The sequence below is a fragment of the Bradyrhizobium sp. DN3 genome (assembly GCF_041357655.1).
Taxonomy (GTDB): domain Bacteria; phylum Pseudomonadota; class Alphaproteobacteria; order Rhizobiales; family Xanthobacteraceae; genus Bradyrhizobium.
In genome coordinates this window covers 127,099-146,857 of record NZ_JAULLN010000016.1, presented here as the reverse complement: position 1 = coordinate 146,857, position 19,759 = coordinate 127,099, and the positions used below count along the sequence as shown (strand labels likewise).

At 58.3% G+C, this 19,759-nt stretch carries 19 protein-coding genes; 11 read left to right on the top strand and 8 right to left on the bottom strand.

Going from position 1 to position 19,759, the window contains the following annotated elements; genetic code table 11:
* Positions 1 to 24 precede the first annotated feature (24 nt).
* The 5 genes from AAE027_RS23455 to AAE027_RS23435 form a co-directional block, all read right to left on the bottom strand.
* Entirely contained in the window at positions 25 to 915 is an 891-nt protein-coding gene (locus AAE027_RS23455; RefSeq protein ID WP_370988726.1) for a SctD/MshK family protein, read from the bottom strand.
* A gap of 115 nt (positions 916 to 1,030) precedes the next feature.
* Positions 1,031 to 1,264 carry a nodulation protein NopA gene (locus AAE027_RS23450; RefSeq protein ID WP_084674877.1) on the bottom strand — a complete coding sequence of 78 codons (234 nt, stop codon included), beginning with the start codon at positions 1,262 to 1,264 and terminating at the stop codon, positions 1,031 to 1,033.
* Between the two features lie 71 nt (positions 1,265 to 1,335).
* The gene (locus AAE027_RS23445; protein WP_370988727.1) at positions 1,336 to 1,632 is read right to left on the bottom strand and encodes a hypothetical protein; all 297 of its coding nucleotides are present in this window, start codon (positions 1,630 to 1,632) and stop codon (positions 1,336 to 1,338) included.
* An 865-nt stretch (positions 1,633 to 2,497) separates the two neighbouring features.
* Positions 2,498 to 4,297, bottom strand: coding sequence for an HrpF/NolX family T3SS translocon protein (locus AAE027_RS23440; RefSeq protein ID WP_370988728.1), 1,800 nt, complete (start codon positions 4,295 to 4,297; stop codon positions 2,498 to 2,500).
* A gap of 1,499 nt (positions 4,298 to 5,796) precedes the next feature.
* Complete coding sequence (locus AAE027_RS23435) at positions 5,797 to 6,498, bottom strand: secretin N-terminal domain-containing protein (RefSeq protein ID WP_370988810.1); 702 nt, start codon at positions 6,496 to 6,498, stop codon at positions 5,797 to 5,799.
* Positions 6,499 to 6,685: 187 nt separating this feature from the next.
* Here AAE027_RS23435 and AAE027_RS23430 point away from each other — a divergent pair, with 187 nt between their 5' ends.
* From AAE027_RS23430 to AAE027_RS23380, 11 genes are all read left to right on the top strand, one after another.
* On the top strand, positions 6,686 to 7,207 hold the full coding sequence (locus tag AAE027_RS23430; RefSeq protein WP_130212202.1) for a nodulation protein NolB: 522 nt from the start codon (positions 6,686 to 6,688) through the stop codon (positions 7,205 to 7,207).
* A gap of 17 nt (positions 7,208 to 7,224) precedes the next feature.
* Entirely contained in the window at positions 7,225 to 8,079 is an 855-nt protein-coding gene (gene sctJ / locus AAE027_RS23425; protein ID WP_245471109.1) for a type III secretion system inner membrane ring lipoprotein SctJ, read from the top strand.
* Positions 8,080 to 8,100: 21 nt separating this feature from the next.
* A complete protein-coding gene (locus AAE027_RS23420; RefSeq protein WP_091881794.1) occupies positions 8,101 to 8,721 on the top strand; it encodes a nodulation protein NolU in 621 nt (206 codons plus the stop codon).
* The gene (gene sctL / locus AAE027_RS23415; protein WP_370988729.1) at positions 8,718 to 9,341 is read left to right on the top strand and encodes a type III secretion system stator protein SctL; all 624 of its coding nucleotides are present in this window, start codon (positions 8,718 to 8,720) and stop codon (positions 9,339 to 9,341) included. The genes AAE027_RS23420 and sctL overlap by 4 nt, the downstream gene beginning before the upstream one ends.
* Positions 9,338 to 10,693: a type III secretion system ATPase SctN gene (gene sctN / locus AAE027_RS23410; RefSeq protein ID WP_370988730.1), complete on the top strand. Its 1,356-nt coding sequence runs from the start codon at positions 9,338 to 9,340 to the stop codon at positions 10,691 to 10,693. The genes sctL and sctN overlap by 4 nt, the downstream gene beginning before the upstream one ends.
* Positions 10,669 to 11,205 (top strand): hypothetical protein, encoded by a 537-nt coding sequence (locus AAE027_RS23405; RefSeq protein ID WP_370988731.1) that lies wholly within the window; start codon positions 10,669 to 10,671, stop codon positions 11,203 to 11,205. The genes sctN and AAE027_RS23405 overlap by 25 nt, the downstream gene beginning before the upstream one ends.
* Positions 11,206 to 11,262: 57 nt before the next feature.
* On the top strand, positions 11,263 to 12,318 hold the full coding sequence (gene sctQ, locus AAE027_RS23400; protein ID WP_370988732.1) for a type III secretion system cytoplasmic ring protein SctQ: 1,056 nt from the start codon (positions 11,263 to 11,265) through the stop codon (positions 12,316 to 12,318).
* Positions 12,311 to 12,976: a type III secretion system export apparatus subunit SctR gene (sctR, locus tag AAE027_RS23395; RefSeq protein WP_128931829.1), complete on the top strand. Its 666-nt coding sequence runs from the start codon at positions 12,311 to 12,313 to the stop codon at positions 12,974 to 12,976. The genes sctQ and sctR overlap by 8 nt, the downstream gene beginning before the upstream one ends.
* A 1-nt stretch (position 12,977) precedes the next feature.
* On the top strand, positions 12,978 to 13,253 hold the full coding sequence (locus tag AAE027_RS23390; protein WP_025038819.1) for an EscS/YscS/HrcS family type III secretion system export apparatus protein: 276 nt from the start codon (positions 12,978 to 12,980) through the stop codon (positions 13,251 to 13,253).
* Between the two features lie 697 nt (positions 13,254 to 13,950).
* A complete protein-coding gene (sctT, locus tag AAE027_RS23385; RefSeq protein WP_370988733.1) occupies positions 13,951 to 14,766 on the top strand; it encodes a type III secretion system export apparatus subunit SctT in 816 nt (271 codons plus the stop codon).
* A complete protein-coding gene (locus tag AAE027_RS23380) occupies positions 14,763 to 15,800 on the top strand; it encodes an EscU/YscU/HrcU family type III secretion system export apparatus switch protein (protein WP_370988734.1) in 1,038 nt (345 codons plus the stop codon). Before sctT ends, AAE027_RS23380 begins: the two co-directional genes overlap by 4 nt.
* Positions 15,801 to 15,994: 194 nt before the next feature.
* Here AAE027_RS23380 and AAE027_RS23375 read toward each other — a convergent pair whose 3' ends face one another.
* The 3 genes from AAE027_RS23375 to AAE027_RS23365 are packed head-to-tail and all read right to left on the bottom strand — an operon-like array spanning position 15,995 to position 18,806.
* Complete coding sequence (locus AAE027_RS23375; RefSeq protein ID WP_370988735.1) at positions 15,995 to 16,627, bottom strand: CpaD family pilus assembly lipoprotein; 633 nt, start codon at positions 16,625 to 16,627, stop codon at positions 15,995 to 15,997.
* Positions 16,628 to 16,637: 10 nt separating this feature from the next.
* Entirely contained in the window at positions 16,638 to 18,089 is a 1,452-nt protein-coding gene (locus AAE027_RS23370; RefSeq protein WP_370988736.1) for a type II and III secretion system protein family protein, read from the bottom strand.
* 27 nt (positions 18,090 to 18,116) lie between these two features.
* Complete coding sequence (locus AAE027_RS23365; protein WP_091881823.1) at positions 18,117 to 18,806, bottom strand: response regulator; 690 nt, start codon at positions 18,804 to 18,806, stop codon at positions 18,117 to 18,119.
* Positions 18,807 to 19,759 lie beyond the last annotated feature (953 nt).

Sequence of the window (19,759 nt, the reverse complement as noted above, 5' to 3'; positions counted from 1 at the left end):
CTTCCTTACCTACGGCCTAAAACGCTAATAGGATAGAGTGGCAAGCCGGCCATCCCGGCTCAGCAGAACACGCCCTTCCTCGATCCCGTAGACGGTCCATCCATTGCTCAAGAGCGCGCCGACGAAATACTTTTGACCAGCAATGACAATATAGGGGGCGCTCCCGCGCCAAACAGCTTGGACCCCAATTGCGGGAGGCGTCTTCTCATTCTTGATAGCCACCGCATTGACGAGCGTATAAGCGCCATTGCTATTGTGATCAAACCGCTGCTGGACGTCTCGCCATGTGGCGAGCGAGGCGGGCGTCACGGTGCCGTCGGCGGTGACAACGCCCGCCCCAGAACCGACCTTGATGCCGACAAGGCCCGCTCTGTCAATTTCCTCTTGCAGCCGCTCGGCAGCTGCATCGGTGGCCAGAGCATCAGGAGCGGTGAGCGCCAGCTTGGGTGCAATGTCCGTAGCAGGGGACGACGGACTTGACGCCACAGTGGTGTCGGTCTGGACAAAACTGGATGAGACTGCGCCAGCCGCGGCAGAGCTAATCAGGACCAAAGCGAGAAAGGCGAGCGATATAGGCCGGCGGTCGATGGAGCCAGCTTGTTTGTAGTCCTCGATCGTCCAGCGAATGGACATCGCCCCGGCATGCAAAACGACAGGAAGAGGGACAACAATGGACTCGTTCGGTAAAACAGTCTCGTGCCCCTCGATCCTAACGTCCCTCGCAAGGGCCTCGATCTCGATTGAATTGGAATGGGGGGTGACACGAAGATGGTGCGGTTCGAGGCCTTGTTCGACGAAGATTAAGTCAGCATCGAGGCTGCTGCCAATCAGACACGATCCGACCCCCACTTTACTTGTCAGCCCGGAGTAACAGCCCGACAACACTTCGAAATGCGGGCAATTTGGTTCGTTCACGGTCGGTTTCCTGAACAGCGAACGGAACCGTACGGCAAAACCGTACGGCCCGTTGCGACTTCACAGACTAAGCAGCCGGGGAAAGTGGGGCGGCGACGTCGCCCCATCTCATCCCTTACTGCACCCGCTCATCGGCCGCTTTCTTGACGGTCGAGAGCTCGGTCGAGACGACGCGAAGTTCCACATCCCTCTCAGCAGCTTTTGTGCTGGTCAAAGTCAGAGCGGCGATTTGCCGTTGGAATGCCGCCTCTCCAGCAGCTTCAGCAGCCGTGGAAGCGGCTGCAGCAGTAGCGGTGCCGGCTGCCCCACCTGCAGTCGAGGTATGAGACGCCCCAACATTTTTAGTCATACTATTCTCCTGTGTGCTCGAATTGCGCCGCGACCTGCGGCTCCTATTTCCTAACGTCGCAACATGCGGCGTCAGGAATCCTCCTCTGTCTCGGCCATGACGTCGTCGAAATGGCTCATTGCACTATTCGCAAATTGGAGAGCAACGGCTCCCAGGGCGACGCTGAACGCTTGCTGCATAGCGGCTTCTTGCGAGTTGTCGCCCGGAGTGGACGCGCCGCCGTTTACGGGAATGTTTGCATCAGGCGATCGGGCATGATCGTCGCGCTCGCCAGGCTTGTGAGATTCTTTTTTGCCGCCGTTTTTGCCGCCAGCCGCATGCAGGTCAGCATCAACGTGCCCAGCGGCGCTAGAACTCGTAACGCGCATCGGGTTCTCCTATGTCAATTCAATCGTGCCAATGGAGGCAGTTTCCGCCCTCCACTATGCAAGTATTAGCTTTCGACAAGCTGACGAGTCGTAGAAAATGCAATGAGCCGCTGGTCGATCATCATTAAACGTCTTCACCAGCCGACCGTATTTGAACAAGTTACTCGCGAAAGCTGGAGATCAGATCGTTAAGACAAACAATCGTTTGTGGAGCTTGATCGGGTGAGCACGTTGCTCATCGTTTCGAAAGCTTCAATAGGCGAAATATCAAAGCCGCCACTAATAAAAACGTTTTGAGGCCGACGTGCTGCAATCTCGGGCTCACGTCCCTTGCGATGCCTCCGAGCTCTTTCGACAATTTGCTTGCGGTCAGGCGAAGCGGCATGGAGCTTGACCTGGCCGGGAGCGAGGCGGAAAACCAGAGTGACGGCCGATTCAGCGGCCAAGAGCGGTCCCTCGGTCCTGGCGGGCCCATAGCAGATCCGTCAATCGCGACCCAAAAGAGCCCTTCGACTTCTACCGCTCTGGACCAATGTGCTCTCGATCTCGCGCAACAGGCAGGCTCCGCGGCTGCCGGTCTGTCGCGTAGTGTTAATGCATCGCGCTCTTGACAGGCGGGGTATGCAGTCGATGGAACTTCACAGCGGCAGACTGGGCTTGAGGTCGGATTCGGGCAATCGAGTGCGGCCAACATAGTTTGTACGCAGTGAAGAGCCGAAATAAGTTCCTCGGAGTCGGGGCGGTCTCAAGTATGCTGGTAGAGCTTGCGCGACCTACTGCTCGGCAGAGAGGCCCAACCGCGCGGAGGCCGCGCTAGCTCGATTAGCGTTTCCAGCGTGATCCTGAGAAGATAGCGTCGCTCCGACTAGGCGTTAGCGCCTGCAGCTTGCAAGCGCTCGGACTCGATGCGAGCCTTCAGGTTATTCAGATAATCCTCCGCGTAGGACTGGGCCACCGAAACCGGCAGGTTGATGCCGGCCGTCGCGGCTTCTTGAATTGCCTGCTTCACCAAGCCTTCTCGCATTGCTAATTTGACCTCAGGTCCGGCGATGCAGCCCACCGCCTGTGCCGCAAGGCTCAGCCCGGCTTCTTCCAGCGCTTGCTTTATGTTGCCGCCACTGATGGCAGTGTGAAGAAGATTTGCAGCTTGCGCCTCGGCTTCGAGCACCATTGACGCCAGATCGGCCAATTCACCCAAGCCTGGAATGAAGCCAAGTACACCGACTGCTGTCGCGGCCCAGTCGATTACCTTAGAGCCAACTTTGAGCACGTCATCAAGTGCGTGCATGAAGGCACCACCGTTCTTTTTGGGAGACTTGATGTCGGGCTGGTCTGCCATGCCCATCGTCATGTCCGCGACCGCGTCCTGCTCGGCAGGCGTTCGGACGGCATGCGTCTTCACTTGGTGAACGGTGCGGTTCGCACCCGACATGTTGTTGAAGAACTGGTTGAAGTCGCTGTTGCTGATGTTGCCGGAATCGACCGTATGGCCGCCGCCGAAGTCGAAGAACTTGTGGTGGGTTTTGTAGCCCGTAATCGCGTTGTTCATCAACCCAAACAACACAGGATCGGAGAGCAGCTGGGAGGCCGCCTTTCGCACCTCGGGCGCGAGGCTCTTATCGTCGACCATGCTCGCCAGCTTTTCCCGGGTCAGGTCACCCTTCCCGAAGAAAGCGTTTTGGTTCTTACTGATCGTATTGAGCGTATCGAGCTCGGCTTGCGTGAGATTCATCGATGATGAAGCAACCTGCAGGAAGTCCTCTTTGTGGACCTTGTCTATCGAGCCACCGTACAACTGCTTCCATTCATCCGGGTGGTCGAGGAAGTATTGAGCGGCCGCGAGGACCTGTGGCGGGCATTTGCCGGTTTTAGCTTCGCCGTCGACGATCCGCTTGAAATCCGCAAGGCTCAGGTTCTTAGGCAGGTTGTCGGCATAGCGATAGAGCTCGCGCAATGCATCGGTCTGGGTCATAACCGATGGACCGCCATTCCGGGTGCCGTCGGAAGGGATATAGTTTTGCGTATAGCTCTTTGCCCGCTGCTCCTGGAAAGCAGCAACCTGAGGGTGGTGATCGGAGAAGCCGGAGAGATCACCTGCTTTGATCTTCCCGCCGCAGCGGCCGTCACCTTGCGAGCCTATCGCATAGAAGAGCTCTGGGTCCCGTTGCAAGGCCTCGATCGCCGCCTTTAGATCCGGCGGTGTGGAGGGATCGTTGGCCAAATCTCCAAGAGATTTCCAATCCAGCGGGCATTTATCTTTGTGTCGGTTCAGCACCGACACAATCTGCAGCTCGGCATCAGTCAGCGTGCCGCTGTTCCACGTGATCCTGGAGCTTTGTACGGGTGCCTCTGCAATCTTCGGGGCGCTCGCAGCGGAGGAGGACTCCGCGGAGGATGGCTCTGGGGCCTGCTGACATGCGTCCAGTGCGGCCTTGATCTCCGGCGGGAGGATGTTCCGCACCTCCTGCGTGAGTTCCTCCGTCAGCTGCTTGGCTGAGTCTGCAGCCGCCGGATCCTGTGGTGTGGAATGGTCATCGGCATTGTCTTTCAACGAGAAACTAGCCAGCATCGCCTCGAAGTTTGAAAGATCCCGCGCCGATGAGGGTCCGGGGGCCAGGCCGGACAAAGTCGAGCTGGCGGTTAGCGATAGGTTGTTGACTGACATTATACGTCCTCTGATTTGAGATCGCACCACAAGCCGGTCATGTGGCGCAGCCCGAGAATCGCGACGAACAACGAGCAAGAAATGTCGATAGGCTTCGATGGCTCCTACCACTTGCTTCCGATTGCTCAGTGCGCCCCCAGCGCTCAGTTCCGCTACAATCTATAGGCACATCGCCGTCTAGATATTCACGCCATATGGTAGGTTCGATTAGCTTTCCAAAAGCTGACGGCGCTCAGAGGTTTCACAACGGGACGCGCAATGATGGTGTGAGAGGCGGTGATGGGTTCTCGATATCGGAATCGGCTTGCTTGTTATGCTCGATCGCTCGCCTCCGGGCCAACTAGGCCGAATTAACGAAGCCGAGTCTGCCGCTCTGCGGATGGTCACGTGCGCTGATTCGTGCAACAACGTCGCAGGTCTCCGCAGCATCTTATGGTGAAATCACCCACGCGTAGCGACCTCGCGCCTGCGCCCAACGAGAATGTTGGCGCTTGCGTAGATGCTGCGGACCGTATTGCCCCGAGCAGATCGAAGCTCAGCTGCGCTTGGCATTCTTCATGTCATCATGCTTAGCCGCTTGGCGAGTGTTCGCTCGAACCTACAGGCCAAAGGGAAGGGTCCAGCGACGGTGTGAGACGAATAAAACCTTCTTCTCGCCATTCCGCCGTGTGAGGCACACCCAGGATGGTGAACGTTGTTGTCCGGACACCCCTGGTAGGTATGAGATCGCGGCTTCTCAGCATTTCGATCTGAGCGGGCGTAGCTGTTTGGCCAGTGAAGACCCAGTCGTCCTTGGCGCGACGACCGCTCGCCATGGCGAAATCTCCAATTTCCGGCGGAGCAACCCCTGCGGGCAACGTGGGCCCAGCTTGAGACGGTCCAGCGTGAGGTGACCCGGCCCGCATGAGCCAAGGCTCAAGATCTTGCCAAACAAGGTCGTTGCCGAAATCGGAGGCGTCCGCGCGGTGTTGAGCGATCGGCTGTTGGGAATTGGACCGCTCGCCGCCGCTCAATGATGGCTCGACACGCGATGATCTGGCTCCGAGTTCCTGCCAAATTAGGTCCTGGCTGTATTCGGGTATTTCATGCAATGCCATTAGTTCACGCTCAAACTCCCTTAGACCGGCGGGCGACGAGCACGAGTGGGACGCTGGGCTGTTGTCCGCCGGGCTTAGCGCGTTGAAGTCCATCCTGCTCCTCCTTTTGGACAACGGAGTGGCTTTCATTCTCGTGCGACGAAGCTCATTTGCATGACGGACTTCGTGGTGTTGTTCAAAAGCTCGCATGAGGCGCTAAAGTGGCAAAGCACTCACCGATGCTGCTGGCCAGAATTCTGAGTCGCATCCGTGGCTCCGGCCTGGACGTTGATTACGCCACCCTGCGGCATCGGCCATCCACACATCCGCGCTCTGACAATGGCAGCAGTAGCTTTCGAAAAGCTCACAGAGGGCATAAGCAGACGCATTGCATCTCTTCCTAGGCCATCTGTTGTCATCACGTCATTTCTTACCTGCATCGGGTGTGTGGACCACGCCGTCTTGATGTGGTGCCTCCGGCGAAGGAGCGTCATTCGGTCGTCCTTCGCGAATGACCACGCTGGAGGATCCCCGAAATAGCATCAAAACCGACTCGTGCGGCGGCTTTTCGGCACCGCTCGAGTTTCGCCGTGCCTGTGCCTCCGCCGCGAGTCCTTTTATTGTTTGCTCCACAAGCGCGACAAAGCGGGGTGGACCAGAGGCGAAGACGAGGCCATCTCCCGGTACGGGTCTCACGATGTAACGCTCATCGGAGATGTTGAGCGCATCGAGTGCCGCCTTGAACGCATCAAAGCTGATTGGACTCAAGACCAAAAGACGGCTTTGCGCCTCATGCGCATCGGATACGTAGAGCACCAGCCCATCGTAGTACCATTGAAGATTATAGAGATTGATCAACCGTTCGAGGAACTCTCGCGGTGGGAGATCCGGCATTCGCCCGCGAATCCGCCCCTTCACGCCGGTGCTGACATTGACTCTGATATTTAGGTTGTTGCCGAATTCCTGCAGTGCGGCCGCGAGGTCCTGATCCAGAACTGTGTAACTATAAGGCGTCGATGGCAGCGCCAGGGTAGCGCCGAGCGCCTCGACGACGCCCAAGCAAATGAAAGCACCAGCATAGAGAACTTTCTTCAAGATGTGCAGCCTTGTGGATGAAATGAGCATTCCTGCTTTTTTACACTTGAGAACAAGCACCGAAATTCGTCCCAATTTGGAAGCCGATACTTCGTCCCAAATTGGAAGCTAACCGTGATCATTAGATGACAGATGCTCGTCAGTTTTTGGTCAGCTTGCTTCTCTAAGGTGCGGCCCATTCGTGTGAACGAACGGCTCATCTCACCACGTGACTGAAATGATTTCCTCCATGTTGTTTGGCGTTACGTCGATCTCTGCCAACTCCGTCGAGTGTGCCTCCAACGGCTGTTCGCCGGCACTCGCCAAGTTTGACGAGAGTCTTGCGCAGGCGGCCTCGAACCAAGGTGTCGCCTCTTCTGTGCCTGAGCGCGCGCCAGCTCCATCGCTGCCGGAAGCGCAGCGCGCAGTCACGCCGGCGAGCCCGCTCGGCGATCGCGTCCTTCAGAGCATTTCTGCTATTCACCAGGGCAAACCACTTCCGTCGGGCGCAGTTTCGCCGACGCTCGTCGGCGAGCCTGATCCTACCAAGAGTCTCCAGCTTGGGCCGGCCGCGCAACCGGTCTTGCGTGTGCAGCAAGTCGAGGTACATCCAGCGGGCAAACCTGAAGATGCGGATCATTTCGACTCGGCGCTGGCGAATCTGCGGGATGTTTACAACGGCGTCATCCAGGTTTCGCTCCTCTCCAAGGGGACAGGTGCTGTCAGTTCATCTCTGAACAAGCTTCTATCGGCGGGCTGAGCGGGCCGTTGGCTGTCTTGACGAAAGACAAGATCGGTAATGGCCGGCCCGCAAGAAAGCGGCTTCATGCTCTCTTCCTGTTGCTGCTTTTGCTGACCCTCGCCGGTTGCAAAGCTGATCTGTATACCAAAGTTCAGGAGCGTGAAGCCAACGAGATGCTTGGGCTGCTCCTGAGCAAGGGCGTCGATGCCATCCGTGTCGTCGGTAAGGATGGGACCAGCACAATTCAGGTGGAAGAAAAGCAGCTCGCCTACTCAATCGAGCTGCTGAATGACCAGGGCTTGCCGCGCCAATCCTTCAAGAGCCTTGGTGAGGTGTTCAAGGGGGCGGGCCTCGTTGCCTCTCCGGTTGAGGAGCGAGCCCGCTACGTCTATGCTCTCAGTGAAGAATTGTCGCGCACGATCAACGATATCGATGGGGTTCTCTCCGCCCGTGTTCATGTCGTTCTGCCGAAGAATGATCTTTTGCGACAGGATGCAACCCCGTCCTCGGCGTCGGTTTTCATTCGACACGCCTCCAACGCGAAGCTCTCAGCCTTGCTGCCGCAGATCAAGATGCTCGTCGCCAACAGCATCGAAGGTCTATCGTACGACAAGGTGGCCGTCGTGTTCGTGCCGGTTGAGCGGGCTCAGCATGAGGTCTCCGTTGTGCCAGCGGCAGCTTCCGCCGAACCAACCAAGTTCATCGCAACCCACATTGCGATTGGTGCAGGAGGTGCGCTCGCCGCGTTGGGCATTCTATCTTACGTGCTGCTGAGCACACGTGGGCGACAGCTTCGTCAATCCTGGCGCAAAGTGACAAATCTCGGCAGAGGTGCCAGCAAGCCAGCGGTCCAGTCCGCCGGCAAAAAACTGTCCTCCGATCCGAAATAGGCGGCAAGCAGGTCCGTATCGATGGCATCCACTGACCCAAATCATTCACTCAACCCGCATTCCGATCGCCTGCGCGAGCTTGCCGCTTTGATTCATCCCGACCGGTTTGCCAGCCATCTTGATGGGCTCCTGTCGGCCGCCACAGTGCTGCAGTTGCAGAAGACTCCGAGACTGCAGCAAAGACTGGTCGAATTGCTGCTGGGCAGTGAGCTGGTCTCGAACGGAACCGACTGGGGTAGGGACGTTCTGCTCGGGCATGATCCGCGTCGGGCGGCCCTGCTCGCCGGCAGTATCTGGCATGCCCGTTCGGTGCTCAAGCTTGTGTCAAAGCATGATGTAGCGATTCTGATCAAAAATATTGGTGCGGAAGCTCATGCTTTCGCAATCCGACACGTATCCAGCGCGGTCGCAACCACATCGATTGGCGATCCGCAGAAGTTGGCGAGCCAGATTGAACATGACGGATGTGCCTGCCTGGGTGCTTGGCTCAAGGACGCATCAGAGCTTGACCGTGTGCGCGTTCTTTTCCGTTTACCTGTGGGAACCACCGCCGAATCCCCAGCAGCCGAACACCACAATTCAGCAGGTCAGTTACTGTCTTTGGTGGTGGCCCATTTGGCCACGGAGGAGCCAGCGGCATGACGACCGATGAAACAGTCTTGCCAGATAGCCCGCGGATACGGCCGCTTGGTCCGCTCATACCAGCCGCGGAACTTGGTATCTGGTACGATGCGGTGCAGACGCACGCGCTAGCCGAGCGATATCTGCGGCAGGTTCGCAGTTGGGCAAGGAAAGCCTATCAGCAGGAGCGGGAGCGCGGCCATCGCGAAGGTCTTAGGTCAGGCTCGGACGAAATGGCACAGCTGATCGCCCGAGCTGCTTACGATGTGGCCCGGCGAAAAGCCGTTCTGCAACAGGAGTTGCCACAGCTCGTGATTGAGATATTGACCGATTTGTTGGGCTCCTTTGATCCGGGTGAGATGTTGGTAAGGACCGTTCGTCACGCCGTCGAGCAAAGATATGGCAGCGCAGAAGTATGCCTTCACGTGTCTCCTGTGAATGCTGATGCACTAAGGCATGAATTCGTGGCGTTCGATGGAACGGATGGTCGGCCGAAAGTCAGAATTGATCCGGACCCGGCCGTGGGGCCCGACCAGTGCGTTCTGTGGAGTGAGTTCGGCAGTGTCGATTTGGGACTTGCCGCGCAGCTCCGCACATTGCGTCTCAGCCTTAATCCATCTTCTCAGGAAAGCGATCCGTGACGACGCAACGATCAGGCCATGACCAAGCGGCCGGAGAAGGAGATGTGCATGCGGCGATAGCATCTCTGAGGTTCGCAGCAAAGGATGTCGATACGCGTGCCGTGCGGGGACGGATCACGCGCGCGATCGGCACCTTGCTCCATGCCGTGTTGCCAGGGGCCCGTGTTGGAGAACTTTGCCTGTTGCAGGATCACGCTTCCGGATGGTCACTTGAAGCGGAAGTCATCGGTTTGCTGCCGGACGGGGTGTTGCTGACGCCCATTGGCGATCTGGTAGGCTTGTCCCACCGCGCGGAAGTGCTCCCGACCGGGCGCATGCAGGAGGTGTCAGTCGGACCCGACCTGCTCGGCCGCGTGATCGATAGCTTCGGCCGTCCACTCGATGGCAAGGGGCCGATAAAGACGGTCCACACGTGTCCGCTCCGCGGCAAGGCGCCCAACCCGATGAGGCGGCGTGGCATAGAGCAGCCGTTTCCGCTCGGCGTTCGCGTGCTGGATGGACTTCTGACGTGTGGCGAAGGTCAGCGGATCGGAATCTATGGAGATGCCGGTTGCGGTAAGTCGACGCTGATGTCGCAAATTGTAAAAGGCGCGGCCGCCGATGTCACCGTGGTTGCGCTCATAGGAGAGCGTGGACGCGAGGTGCGTGAATTCATCGAACGTCATATTGGAGATGCCCTCGCTCGCACGATCGTTGTCGTTGAGACGTCCGATCGATCGGCAATGGAGCGGGCGCAATGCGCTCATATGGCGACCGCACTCGCCGAGTATTTTCGTGATCAAGGGCTGCAGGTCGTTCTGATGATGGATTCGCTGACGCGCTTTAGCCGTGCGATGCGCGAAATCGGCCTTGCCGCAGGAGAACCTCCTACCCGGCGCGGCTTTCCTCCCTCCGTCTTTGCGCTGCTGCCTGGTCTGTTGGAGCGTGCCGGTATGGGCGAGCGGGGCTCGATTACGGCATTCTATACCGTGCTTGTCGAAGGTGACGGCACGGGCGATCCGATCGCCGAAGAGTCGCGCGGCATTCTCGATGGTCATATCATTCTTTCACGCGCGCTGGCCTCGCGAGAGCATTTTCCCGCCATCGACGTGCTGTCGAGCCGAAGTCGTGTCATGGATGCGGTCGCCTCTGATCCACATCGCAAGGCGGCATCCGTCTTCCGCGATCTGCTCTCGCGCTACAATGAGGCTGAGTTCCTGATCAAGGTCGGTGAATACAAGCCGGGCAGCGATCCACTGACTGATCGGGCAATCGATTCAATCGAGGAGCTGCGCGCATTCTTGCGCCAGGGACAGGACGAGCCGTCTAGCTTTGAGGAGACCGTTTCATGGATGTCGCGTCTGACGGCCTGAATCTCGTGCAAGCGTCGAAATTGCGGCTGGTGAAAGACATGAGAGAGCAAAGCGCGCTTCGTGAATTGTCGAACACGGAAGCCAGGCGCCGAATTGCGGTCGAAGCGCTGCAGCGAGCGTCTGAGAATCTTGAAGGCGCGGAGAATCGTCGCGCCAAGGTCGAAGCTGAACTTTATCAGGAGCTGGCGTCGCTCAAGACGATGTCCGTGACCGAGCTCGATCGTCGCTGTCAACTCGTCCTTGGGCGACTGGCAGCACAGATCGAATCGGCACGCCAGGCGCGTGAGCAGGCGCGCGTCGCGCATGAGCAGGCTCAGCGGTCAGTGAATGAGGCGCGGACCATATGGGCCAAGCGCTCGGCGGCGAGCCAGAAATGGCAGGAGATTGAGGGCGATGTCCAGCGCACTACCGCTGTCCGTTCGGAGTGTGCAGCCGAAATCGATGCCGACGACGAGCTTTTGCTCCGATATCAAGGTGGTTCGCGCAGCCAAGCGGTCGGTGGCTCGAACTGATGGCTCGTTCTCTTATGACGTCGCGAGCTGCGCCCGTGGAACCTGTCGGTAAATGCCATGGGTGAACCCGCACTATTTCAGCCAGCGGTAAAGTTGTCGCATCGCGTGGTCTCGTGGATCAACGAGGTCGCCGCCCCGCGCACGGTTCTGCAGAGCCGCCTTGGCGATAAGCCGGTATCGATCCGTATAAACCGGCTTGTTTGGCAGGCCGAGCCATATGCCATGTCGATGCTCGACTGCGTATTTTGCGCCGGAGGCGAGACCGCCGTCTTGTCCTTGCCCCGCGTTCTCGTCGAGGCGCTGATTTCAACGGTCCAGTATGGCCTTACTTTACCTTCCGACCCAACCCGCTCGCTGCTTCTCGAACTTGCTCTGGAAGCTTGGCTCGCTCGATTAGAGATCATGCTCGCGCGGAATTTGCAGCTGATCCGCATCGAAGACGCAACGGCCAAAGACCCCTATTTGGAGCTCGACGTTACTTTCGGACCAGTGGCGGCCAAGGCCCGCCTGTTCTTGTTCGCGCCTCTTGACGGTCTGGTTCCGTCTGCGTTTCGTGTGTTAGGCGAGTTGATCGGCCAGTTACCGCGAGATTTAGGCAAGATTTCTTCGGAATTGCCGGTCCTGATTGCGAGAGAGATCGGCTCGCTGCGGGCGCCCGTCAGCCTTCTTCGTCAGGCACAGCCCGGCGACGCACTGCTGCCCGACGTCATTCCATTTGCCCATGGCCAGCTCATCCTCGCTGCGGACAAGTTGTGGGCGCCGGCGCAGATCGCGGGCGACAGACTTATCCTTCGGGGACCATTCCGCCTGCAGTCCCATCCTCTAAGGTATGCAAATATGACGATTCGCCCCCAAGCGGAGCAAGCAATCCCGCCCTCAGAAGCCGACATCGACAGTATTGAGATCACGCTTGTGTTCGAATGCGGCCGCTGGCCCATCCCGCTGGGTACGTTGCGAAGCATCAACGAGGGGCACGTGTTCGAGCTTGGCCGGCAGCTGGACGGTCCGGTCGACATTGTCGCCAACGGACAATTGATCGGCCGCGGCGACATCGTACGTGTCGGTGAAGCGTTGGGCATCCGGTTACGTAGCAGGTTGGCGGTCAATGGTTGACATTCAACCGAGCATCCTTGCGCTTGTTGCGGCGACCGTCGGCCTTGGCCTGTTGACGTTCGCAGTCGTCACAACGACGGCGTTCATCAAGGTTTCCGTCGTTCTCTTCCTGATCCGCAACGCGCTCGGCACTCAGTCCATACCACCGAACATCGTTCTGTATGGCGCTGCATTGATCCTTACCGTGTTCATAGACGCCCCGGTATTTGAGCAAACATACAACCGCGTGACCGATATGCAACTTCGTTACCAAACCGCCGACGACTGGTTGACCGCCGCCAAGGAGGGCAGCGAGCCGCTGCGCGCCCATCTCAAAAAGTTCACCACTGAGGAGCAGCGCACGTTCTTCCTCTCGTCGACGGAGCATATCTGGTCGGAGGAGATGCGCGGCAACGCAACAGCCGATGATTTTGCGATCCTCGTGCCGTCCTTTTTGATCTCGGAGCTTAAGCGTGCGTTTGAAATCGGTTTTCTTCTCTATCTTCCGTTCATCACAATCGACCTGATTGTGACGACAATTCTGATGGCCATGGGCATGTCAATGGTGTCACCAACAATGATATCCGTTCCTTTCAAGCTTTTTCTGTTCGTCACAATCGACGGCTGGTCGCGGCTCATGCACGGATTGGTCTTAAGCTACGCATCTCCGGGGAGTTGAGATGGACGAGGCCAGCATCCTCACCCACCTGAGCCGATCACTGGTCCTGTTCATGATCTGGGTTCTACCGCCGCTCCTGGCAGCCCTCGTGGCCGGATTGGGTATCGGCATCGTGCAGGCAGCAACCCAGCTCCAGGATCAAACCTTGCCGCTTACCGTGAAGCTCCTCGTCGTCGTCGCCGTGCTCGTTCTGTTTGCTCCGGTGCTGAGCGCGCCGCTGATCGAGCAAGCGCAGCATATCTTCACTGAGTTCCCCGCGCTCACAGCGAGATATTAGTGCGCGGAACGCAAGGCTGTCTAAGTTTTAGCTATAGCGCGCGTTTGTCGGCCTTCATTGTGAGCCACAAAAGGCGAGTTCGTCAGCTTATCGAAAGCTCGCCTCACTAGCATGAGACGGATAGATATCCGAACTGTCCTGTTCGGCTCCGTGAGCCTGCCGTATTCGGAGGGAGAATGACCCCATTTGGAAGTTCTATCCATTCGATTTAGGTTTTGCTCACGACGTGATGAAATTACCTGCTGAGACCTGGTCCTCGATGCATTGCCTGGCGAGTTGTCGATGCAGTGAACGGGCGAGCCGCTTTGATTGCAAGCGGCCCAACGATTCTGGCGTTTTGGTGAATGAGCCTGCGAATGAAGGTGCCGCTCGAGACCGATCTCCATAGACTGCGAAATTGATACAAGCTTCGAGGCCCTCAGATCTCCAAACCGCGCTGCGGCCGGTGAGAGCGGAAGAAGCTTGGCTTGTATGCCGCGCAGCGGCACGATTCGCCGGTGCTCTCATCGAATGGTCATACCTCTGCGCTGGATGGCTGTGGTCATATGGATGGTTGAAGCCGAAGTCATCTGCCCTGTGGGAGGCCTGTCGCTCTGCAACCGCTGGAACACGAGATCTGCAGACTTCTCGACGTCTCACATCATGGCGACGCGAGTGCGACGGTTGCATCGCTGAAGGAACGACGAGCTGAGCTCAAATGGATGCCTTGTCACCCGCCGAGACGCAAACTCTGATTCAGACTGCTGTCGAGTTCGTCGTTGCGGCCGGACTTGGCGCGGCCCGGGCCCTCGGCATTATGCTGGTTCTTCCGGTATTCACACGACCGCACATTAGCGGGATTATCCGCGCAAGCGCGACGGTTGTGATTGGATTGCCTTGCTTGATGCAGATCAGGAACGGCTTGCAGACACTAGATCCGGGCACCCGTTTGATTGCGGTCTCGCTCCTCGGTTTGAAGGAGATATTTATCGGCCTGCTGTTCGGTTTTCTCCTTAGTATACCACTTTGGAGCATCCAGGCCGTTGGTGACATCATTGATACCCAGCGCGGGATCTCGAGCCAGGTGGACGATCCTGCGACACGTAGTCAAGCCGCCCCGATGGGGCTCTTTCTCGGGACTGCCGCGGCTACGATCTTCGTTGTATCAGGAGGTCTGCAGACCATGGTCAGATGCCTCTATGGAAGTTATCTGATCTGGCCCGTGTATCGGCTGCTACCGCCCCTGACCCACCAAGGGGCAATGGAGTTTATCGGGCTTCTTGACCATATCATGCATACGGCCCTCGTGGTCGCCGGGCCCGTGCTGGCTCTGCTGCTTCTGATCGACGTATCCCTCATGCTGCTCGGGCGCTTTGCGCCGCAAATCAAGCTGAACGATCTCTCTCCGACCATCAAGAATGCCGCCTTTGGCATCATTATGGTCAGCTACGCCGTCTTCCTGATCGAATATATGGGAGCAGAGATCATTCAGTTCAACGGCGTGCTGGAGTGGCTCGGGAAGTTCTTGAAATGAACGACACGAGCGAAGAGAAAAACCTTCCACCAAGTCACAAGAAGCTGAGAGACGCGCGTAAGAAAGGGCAGAGCCCGCGCAGCGCCGACTTTGTGACCGCGGCAAGCCTTTGCGCTGGTTTCGGTTGCCTGTGCTTCAGGGCGGGCTCGATCGAAGACGGATGGCGCGAAGCCGTGCTGCTCATCGACAAGCTGCAGGAACAGCCCTTCAACAGTGCGGCTCGGCAGGCGTTGGTCGAATTGATGGACCTTTCTATAACGGCCGCGGCTCCCATCCTAGGTGCGGCGGTGGTTGCGGCGATTCTGGCCGGTGTCTTGGCCGGCGGCGGGCTGACGATTTCAGGTGAGCCGCTTAAACCCAGCTTTGAGAAATTGGACCCCGTCAAAGGGCTGAAGCGGATTTTCTCCCAGCGGTCGGTTGTCGAGCTTGGAAAGTCTATCGTCAAAGTTTTGGTTCTTGGCGCTACGTTCGTTTTCACTGTGCTCGCAAGTTGGAGGGCACTGGTATACTTGCCCGTCTGCGATTTGAGCTGCTTTGGTTTTGTCTTTAAAGAGCTCAAGGTGCTGATCGCGATTGCTGCCGGCGCTCTTCTGATTGGCGGCTTGGCCGATCTGCTCATTCAGCGTTGGTTGTTCTTGCGCGACATGCGCATGACGCAGAGCGAAGCCAAGCGCGAGTCCAAGGAACAGGACGGTAATCCGCAGATCAAGGGTGAACACCGGCGGCTCCGCCGGGAGTCGGCGAACGAGTCTCCGCTCGGCATCCATCGGGCGACAGTGATACTGACGGGGCGAGCGACATTGATTGGGCTGCGCTACGTTCGGGGCGAGACCGGCGTCCCGGTACTGGTGTGCCGCGGTGAGGGCGAAACGGCTTCACAGTTACTAGCGCAGGCGCGCGCCCAACGTCTGAGCATTGTCGAGGATCATGTCTTGGCGCGCCAGCTGATCCAAAAAGGTGCGATGGGCAAGGCCGTTCCGATGGAGTGTTTCGAGAGGGTTGCAAAGGCAGTCTTTGCCGCCGGCCTAGTTTAGCGTCGCGCAAAACAGCGATGCGCTCAAATCTCTGGTCAACGATCCAACTGTCCCAGAACCTGGTCTGCAAGCTGCACGATCCCAAGAAAAGGACCGACCAAAGATTGGATTCCAGGAGGCTCGTCGGCCGATTCCAAGACTGATATGGACAAGAATGCCAACCGGCGTCATGCTGCTCGGGTCTTACGAGCCGCTTATTGGGTTTCTGGCGCAACCCTGTTATGCGTTTCATCCTCCAAATTGCTCCTGTTGCCCGCCGACGTGGCCCCTCGAGCGGTGATGGGAAGCACTGCACGATCACCACTGGTCGGCATGACAGCGCCATTTCCTAACAAGTCGCCAGGTTCATTGACCATGACCGCAAGGTTATTCCGGACTGAGCAGCCAAGGGTTGGATTGAACGAATTGTCGTTCACTGTAGGACCGACGATGGAGAGCGAGGGGCAGACCGGAGGATGAGCTTCGAAAGTGATCGCTTCGATCCTCACCCCGGAACGAGCCGGCAAATCCACACGAGAAGCAGACAGACGGATGTTGTAGGTGGCAACGCCCATGGCGCGAACCTCGTGGGCCACCTGTGCAATGAGTCTGGGTGGGCCGATGACACCCACATGGAGGGCATCCCGCCGGCCGCGACTGGTCGCTGCAATAAAGCTTCGCAGCCGATGCCGTTCGGGGCCACGAAGGCTCTGCAGGAACAGCACGCTACTCTTCTGCTCGACCTGGATCTCTTGGTCAGCCGGCGCGGGCTGGATCGAAGCAGTATTTGCGCAGCCGCCCAATGTTGCTCCAATAACGATCGGATAGCACAGATGTCGCAAAGTCATTTGGCGATCCTCATTCGATAATAAAGCCGGCGCTGCCGGTCAATCCTGGTGCGCTGGCGCGAGGCGCATCGCGCTCTCGCGGCGGCCGGGCCACCGTGTTCGTCAAAATCCGCCCCGCGTCTGAGGGCGGTGAGATGCGGTCGCTCGGCGCACTCATCCGGTTGGGATTCGGTCCCGGCCGCACGATGTAGGGCGTGACAATAATGACCAGCTCGGTTTCACGTTTTTGAAACGATGAGGAGCGAAAAAGCGCGCCCAGGATCGGCACATCGCCAAGCCAGGGAAACTCGCCTATATCAGTGTTGAAGTTGCGTCTGATGAGGCCGCCGATTGCAAAGCTCTGACCGCTGGCGAGCTCGACCACGGTGCTCGCCCGCCGAGTCGAGAGGGCAGGGACCGCCATGCCATTGATTTTGACCTCGCCTTCGCTCGACAGTTCGCTGACTTCGGGCTTCACACGGACATTGATCTGATTATTGTTGAGAACCGTCGGAACGAACTCGAGGCTCACGCCGAACTGACGAAATTGGACCGAAACCTGCCGGTTGTCCTGCATCACCGGAATGGGGAATTCGCCTCCGGCGAGAAAGCTTGCGGCTTCGCCGGACATCGCCGTTAGATTCGGCTCAGCCAGGATTGAGGCGAGGTGCTCGCTCGCGAGAGCGTCGAGAACAGCGCTCAGGTTGGTATTGCCGGCACTAAACCCAATCCCGATCGTGCCGCCGCCGGCCGCGCCGGAACCGCCCCCTTTGCCGGTCACAAGGAAAGCGCCGTTTGGGCTCGAGGCCGTGAAGTTGATGTTGAGATCCTTGACCGCGCTGCGGGAGACTTCTGCCACCCGTACGCTGAGATTCACCTGCAATGAGCCAGCGACCTGGATCTTGTTGACAACCAGCGCGCCCGCGCCAAGAAACTGCTCAGTGACCTTCCTGGCGGTCTCGACGACATCGGCATTGGGCGCCGTACCGCTAAGGATCGCGCCGCGCGGGGTATAGCTGACCTGAATCGGATAATCGCCGACCTCAGCCTTCAGCGCGGCCCGCAGATCCTCGATCGGTTGGGTGACGACAACACGCAGCTCGGCGAGGGCCTCTCCGTTGTCATTCAGGGCGAACAGGCTCGTCCGTCCGGACTTTTTGCCAAACACGAAAATCGTGGTGTTCGACGGCGCCTGATAATCCGCAATCGCCGGGTCGGCAATAAAAATGCTCGCAGCCGGCCCGGTCAGATGAACTGTCTTGCCCTGTGAGGAGGTAAGGTTGAGCGTGCCGGTGGTGCTGCCAGGCGCCGCACGTGGCGGTTCTCCTTTGCCATCCCGCTTTGTCTGAGCTGTGACAGCAAGCGGAAATAGCAGAGCGAGTGCGCACAGGACGTAGCAGAGGCGGGGAAAAGCGGCATAGTGCGAGCCGCTGGCGACCATCCACGGCTCATCAGCGCCGGCGGCATTGTTAATGACGTTCAAGGGAGAGTTGCTTTCAAGTTCGATCGGCTAGGCAGCCGATGCTGCGCCAATGAGTTCAAGGGTGTAACCGACACCGCGCGCGGTCTTGATCCTGAGCGTTGCACCCGCCTGGCTCAAATGCGTGCGTAAGCGATAAATCCCGACTTCCAGCGCATTGGTCGAGACCTCGTCGTCAAATGCATACAAGCTATCTTCGAGCGATGCGCGCGGCACGGTACGGCCCGCGCGGTTGAGCAGATGTTCAAGAATGCACACTTCGCGACGCGCAATTCTCAGTATTCGACCACCGACCGAGACTTGTCTCGCGATAGGATCGAAATGCAGATTCCCGAATGTCACCACCGGCGCCGTCATTTGCGTTGACCGTCGCAGAATAGCTCGCATGCGAGCAATGAGTTCGTCGATAGACACGGGCTTGGGCAGAAAATCATCCGCGCCTGCATTGAAAATCGCAATCCGCCGGCTAAGATCATTGAGACTGCTCATCATCATGGCCGGCATTGACCGTCCCTCGCGCCGCAACTGCTTCAGCCAGTCCAATCCGTCTCCATCGGGCAAAGCCGATTCGAGCAGGACCATGTGGTAGTTCGCGCAATCGAGCGCGGCCGCCGCCTCATCCAGCGTGCGTGTCACGTCGACGGCGAAGCCGCAACTTAAGAGCGCTTCCTTCACGTCGCGGGCAAAGTCCGCATGATCATCAACCAGGAGAATTCGCATTTCATCGCCTCTCGTCCATCCACGCCAAGACCTGAGCGCGTCACGATTGACCATGGGGCTCGATGAAACTGAGAGGCGGTTGCATTGGTGTGAATTGGAACAGCCCCAAACGAGAGGGCGGAACATGTTGACAGGCGATCAATATCTGCGGGTCCATTGTCATCGGATGGACTACAGATCGCTGCGGCCTGCTTACGGCGTCGGCGCCGCTCAACATGTCCCTCATGCCAGCAAGGGATCTGATTTTGTTTAAAAGGCTGAAGGCCGCGGCAGCCCGCTGACGCGTCTGTAGGCCGATCACAGCCGTTCTTGAATGCACTGAGCCGACGCCTGCGGTGCGAAAAGCGCCAAGCCGCGCAATCGAAGCCAAAGCACGGGAGACGATCGGCTTTGTGACCGAACAGATGAGCGAAACCGACATTTGGAAACTTCCCCAATTCGTCTTCGTCCGCGGGCAGTCTTGCTGGGCTGTTGAGCCCGTCGTGTCGTGAAGTCACGACAATGCAAGTCTTTCCGCATTCGAAGACACTTCACGCGAGGCATCTGGCCAGTGGCTTCACAGGCCGAGATGCACGACAGAAAACGATCAATGCCCCTCTCGGCTTGAAGAACACCCTCCCGCTACCCAATTGTTCGCACGCAAGGTGTCGACCGTCCTGAAGCTCCGTCGCGCCCGAGCTCCCCTCGTACGCCGCAGCCCAGCGAAAGCTGCGAACGATGGCCGAATCGAGCTGCACAGTGCTGCCATCGCGCATAGATCCAGGTGGCTACACCAGCACCATTTCGTCTCACGGGGTGCACGGCGCCAGAATGATCGGTTCTCGAATTTGGAGTTGGCGTGTGCCCGGCAAGGGCGAGATAGCGACCGCCAGCGTTCTGCTCGCGCGCCGCATCTTGATTCACTTGCGAGGGGATCGGCGCTACGTCCTCCGATCTGCACATAGGCGATGGAC

What these genes read in the sequence shown, in the direction of transcription:
- AAE027_RS23430 (WP_130212202.1), top strand. Translation starts at nt 6,686, where the DNA reads ATGATTTCCTCCATGTTGTTTGGCGTTACGTCGATCTCTGCCAACTCC.
- AAE027_RS23375 (WP_370988735.1), bottom strand. Translation starts at nt 16,627, where the DNA reads ATGACTTTGCGACATCTGTGCTATCCGATCGTTATTGGAGCAACATTG.
- AAE027_RS23435 (WP_370988810.1), bottom strand. Translation starts at nt 6,498, where the DNA reads ATGCTCATTTCATCCACAAGGCTGCACATCTTGAAGAAAGTTCTCTAT.
- AAE027_RS23420 (WP_091881794.1), top strand. Translation starts at nt 8,101, where the DNA reads ATGGCATCCACTGACCCAAATCATTCACTCAACCCGCATTCCGATCGC.
- sctQ (WP_370988732.1), top strand. Translation starts at nt 11,263, where the DNA reads ATGGGTGAACCCGCACTATTTCAGCCAGCGGTAAAGTTGTCGCATCGC.
- AAE027_RS23405 (WP_370988731.1), top strand. Translation starts at nt 10,669, where the DNA reads ATGGATGTCGCGTCTGACGGCCTGAATCTCGTGCAAGCGTCGAAATTG.
- sctT (WP_370988733.1), top strand. Translation starts at nt 13,951, where the DNA reads ATGGATGCCTTGTCACCCGCCGAGACGCAAACTCTGATTCAGACTGCT.
- AAE027_RS23365 (WP_091881823.1), bottom strand. Translation starts at nt 18,806, where the DNA reads ATGCGAATTCTCCTGGTTGATGATCATGCGGACTTTGCCCGCGACGTG.
- sctR (WP_128931829.1), top strand. Translation starts at nt 12,311, where the DNA reads ATGGTTGACATTCAACCGAGCATCCTTGCGCTTGTTGCGGCGACCGTC.
- AAE027_RS23445 (WP_370988727.1), bottom strand. Translation starts at nt 1,632, where the DNA reads ATGCGCGTTACGAGTTCTAGCGCCGCTGGGCACGTTGATGCTGACCTG.
- AAE027_RS23380 (WP_370988734.1), top strand. Translation starts at nt 14,763, where the DNA reads ATGAACGACACGAGCGAAGAGAAAAACCTTCCACCAAGTCACAAGAAG.
- AAE027_RS23440 (WP_370988728.1), bottom strand. Translation starts at nt 4,297, where the DNA reads ATGTCAGTCAACAACCTATCGCTAACCGCCAGCTCGACTTTGTCCGGC.
- AAE027_RS23390 (WP_025038819.1), top strand. Translation starts at nt 12,978, where the DNA reads ATGGACGAGGCCAGCATCCTCACCCACCTGAGCCGATCACTGGTCCTG.
- AAE027_RS23450 (WP_084674877.1), bottom strand. Translation starts at nt 1,264, where the DNA reads ATGACTAAAAATGTTGGGGCGTCTCATACCTCGACTGCAGGTGGGGCA.
- sctL (WP_370988729.1), top strand. Translation starts at nt 8,718, where the DNA reads ATGACGACCGATGAAACAGTCTTGCCAGATAGCCCGCGGATACGGCCG.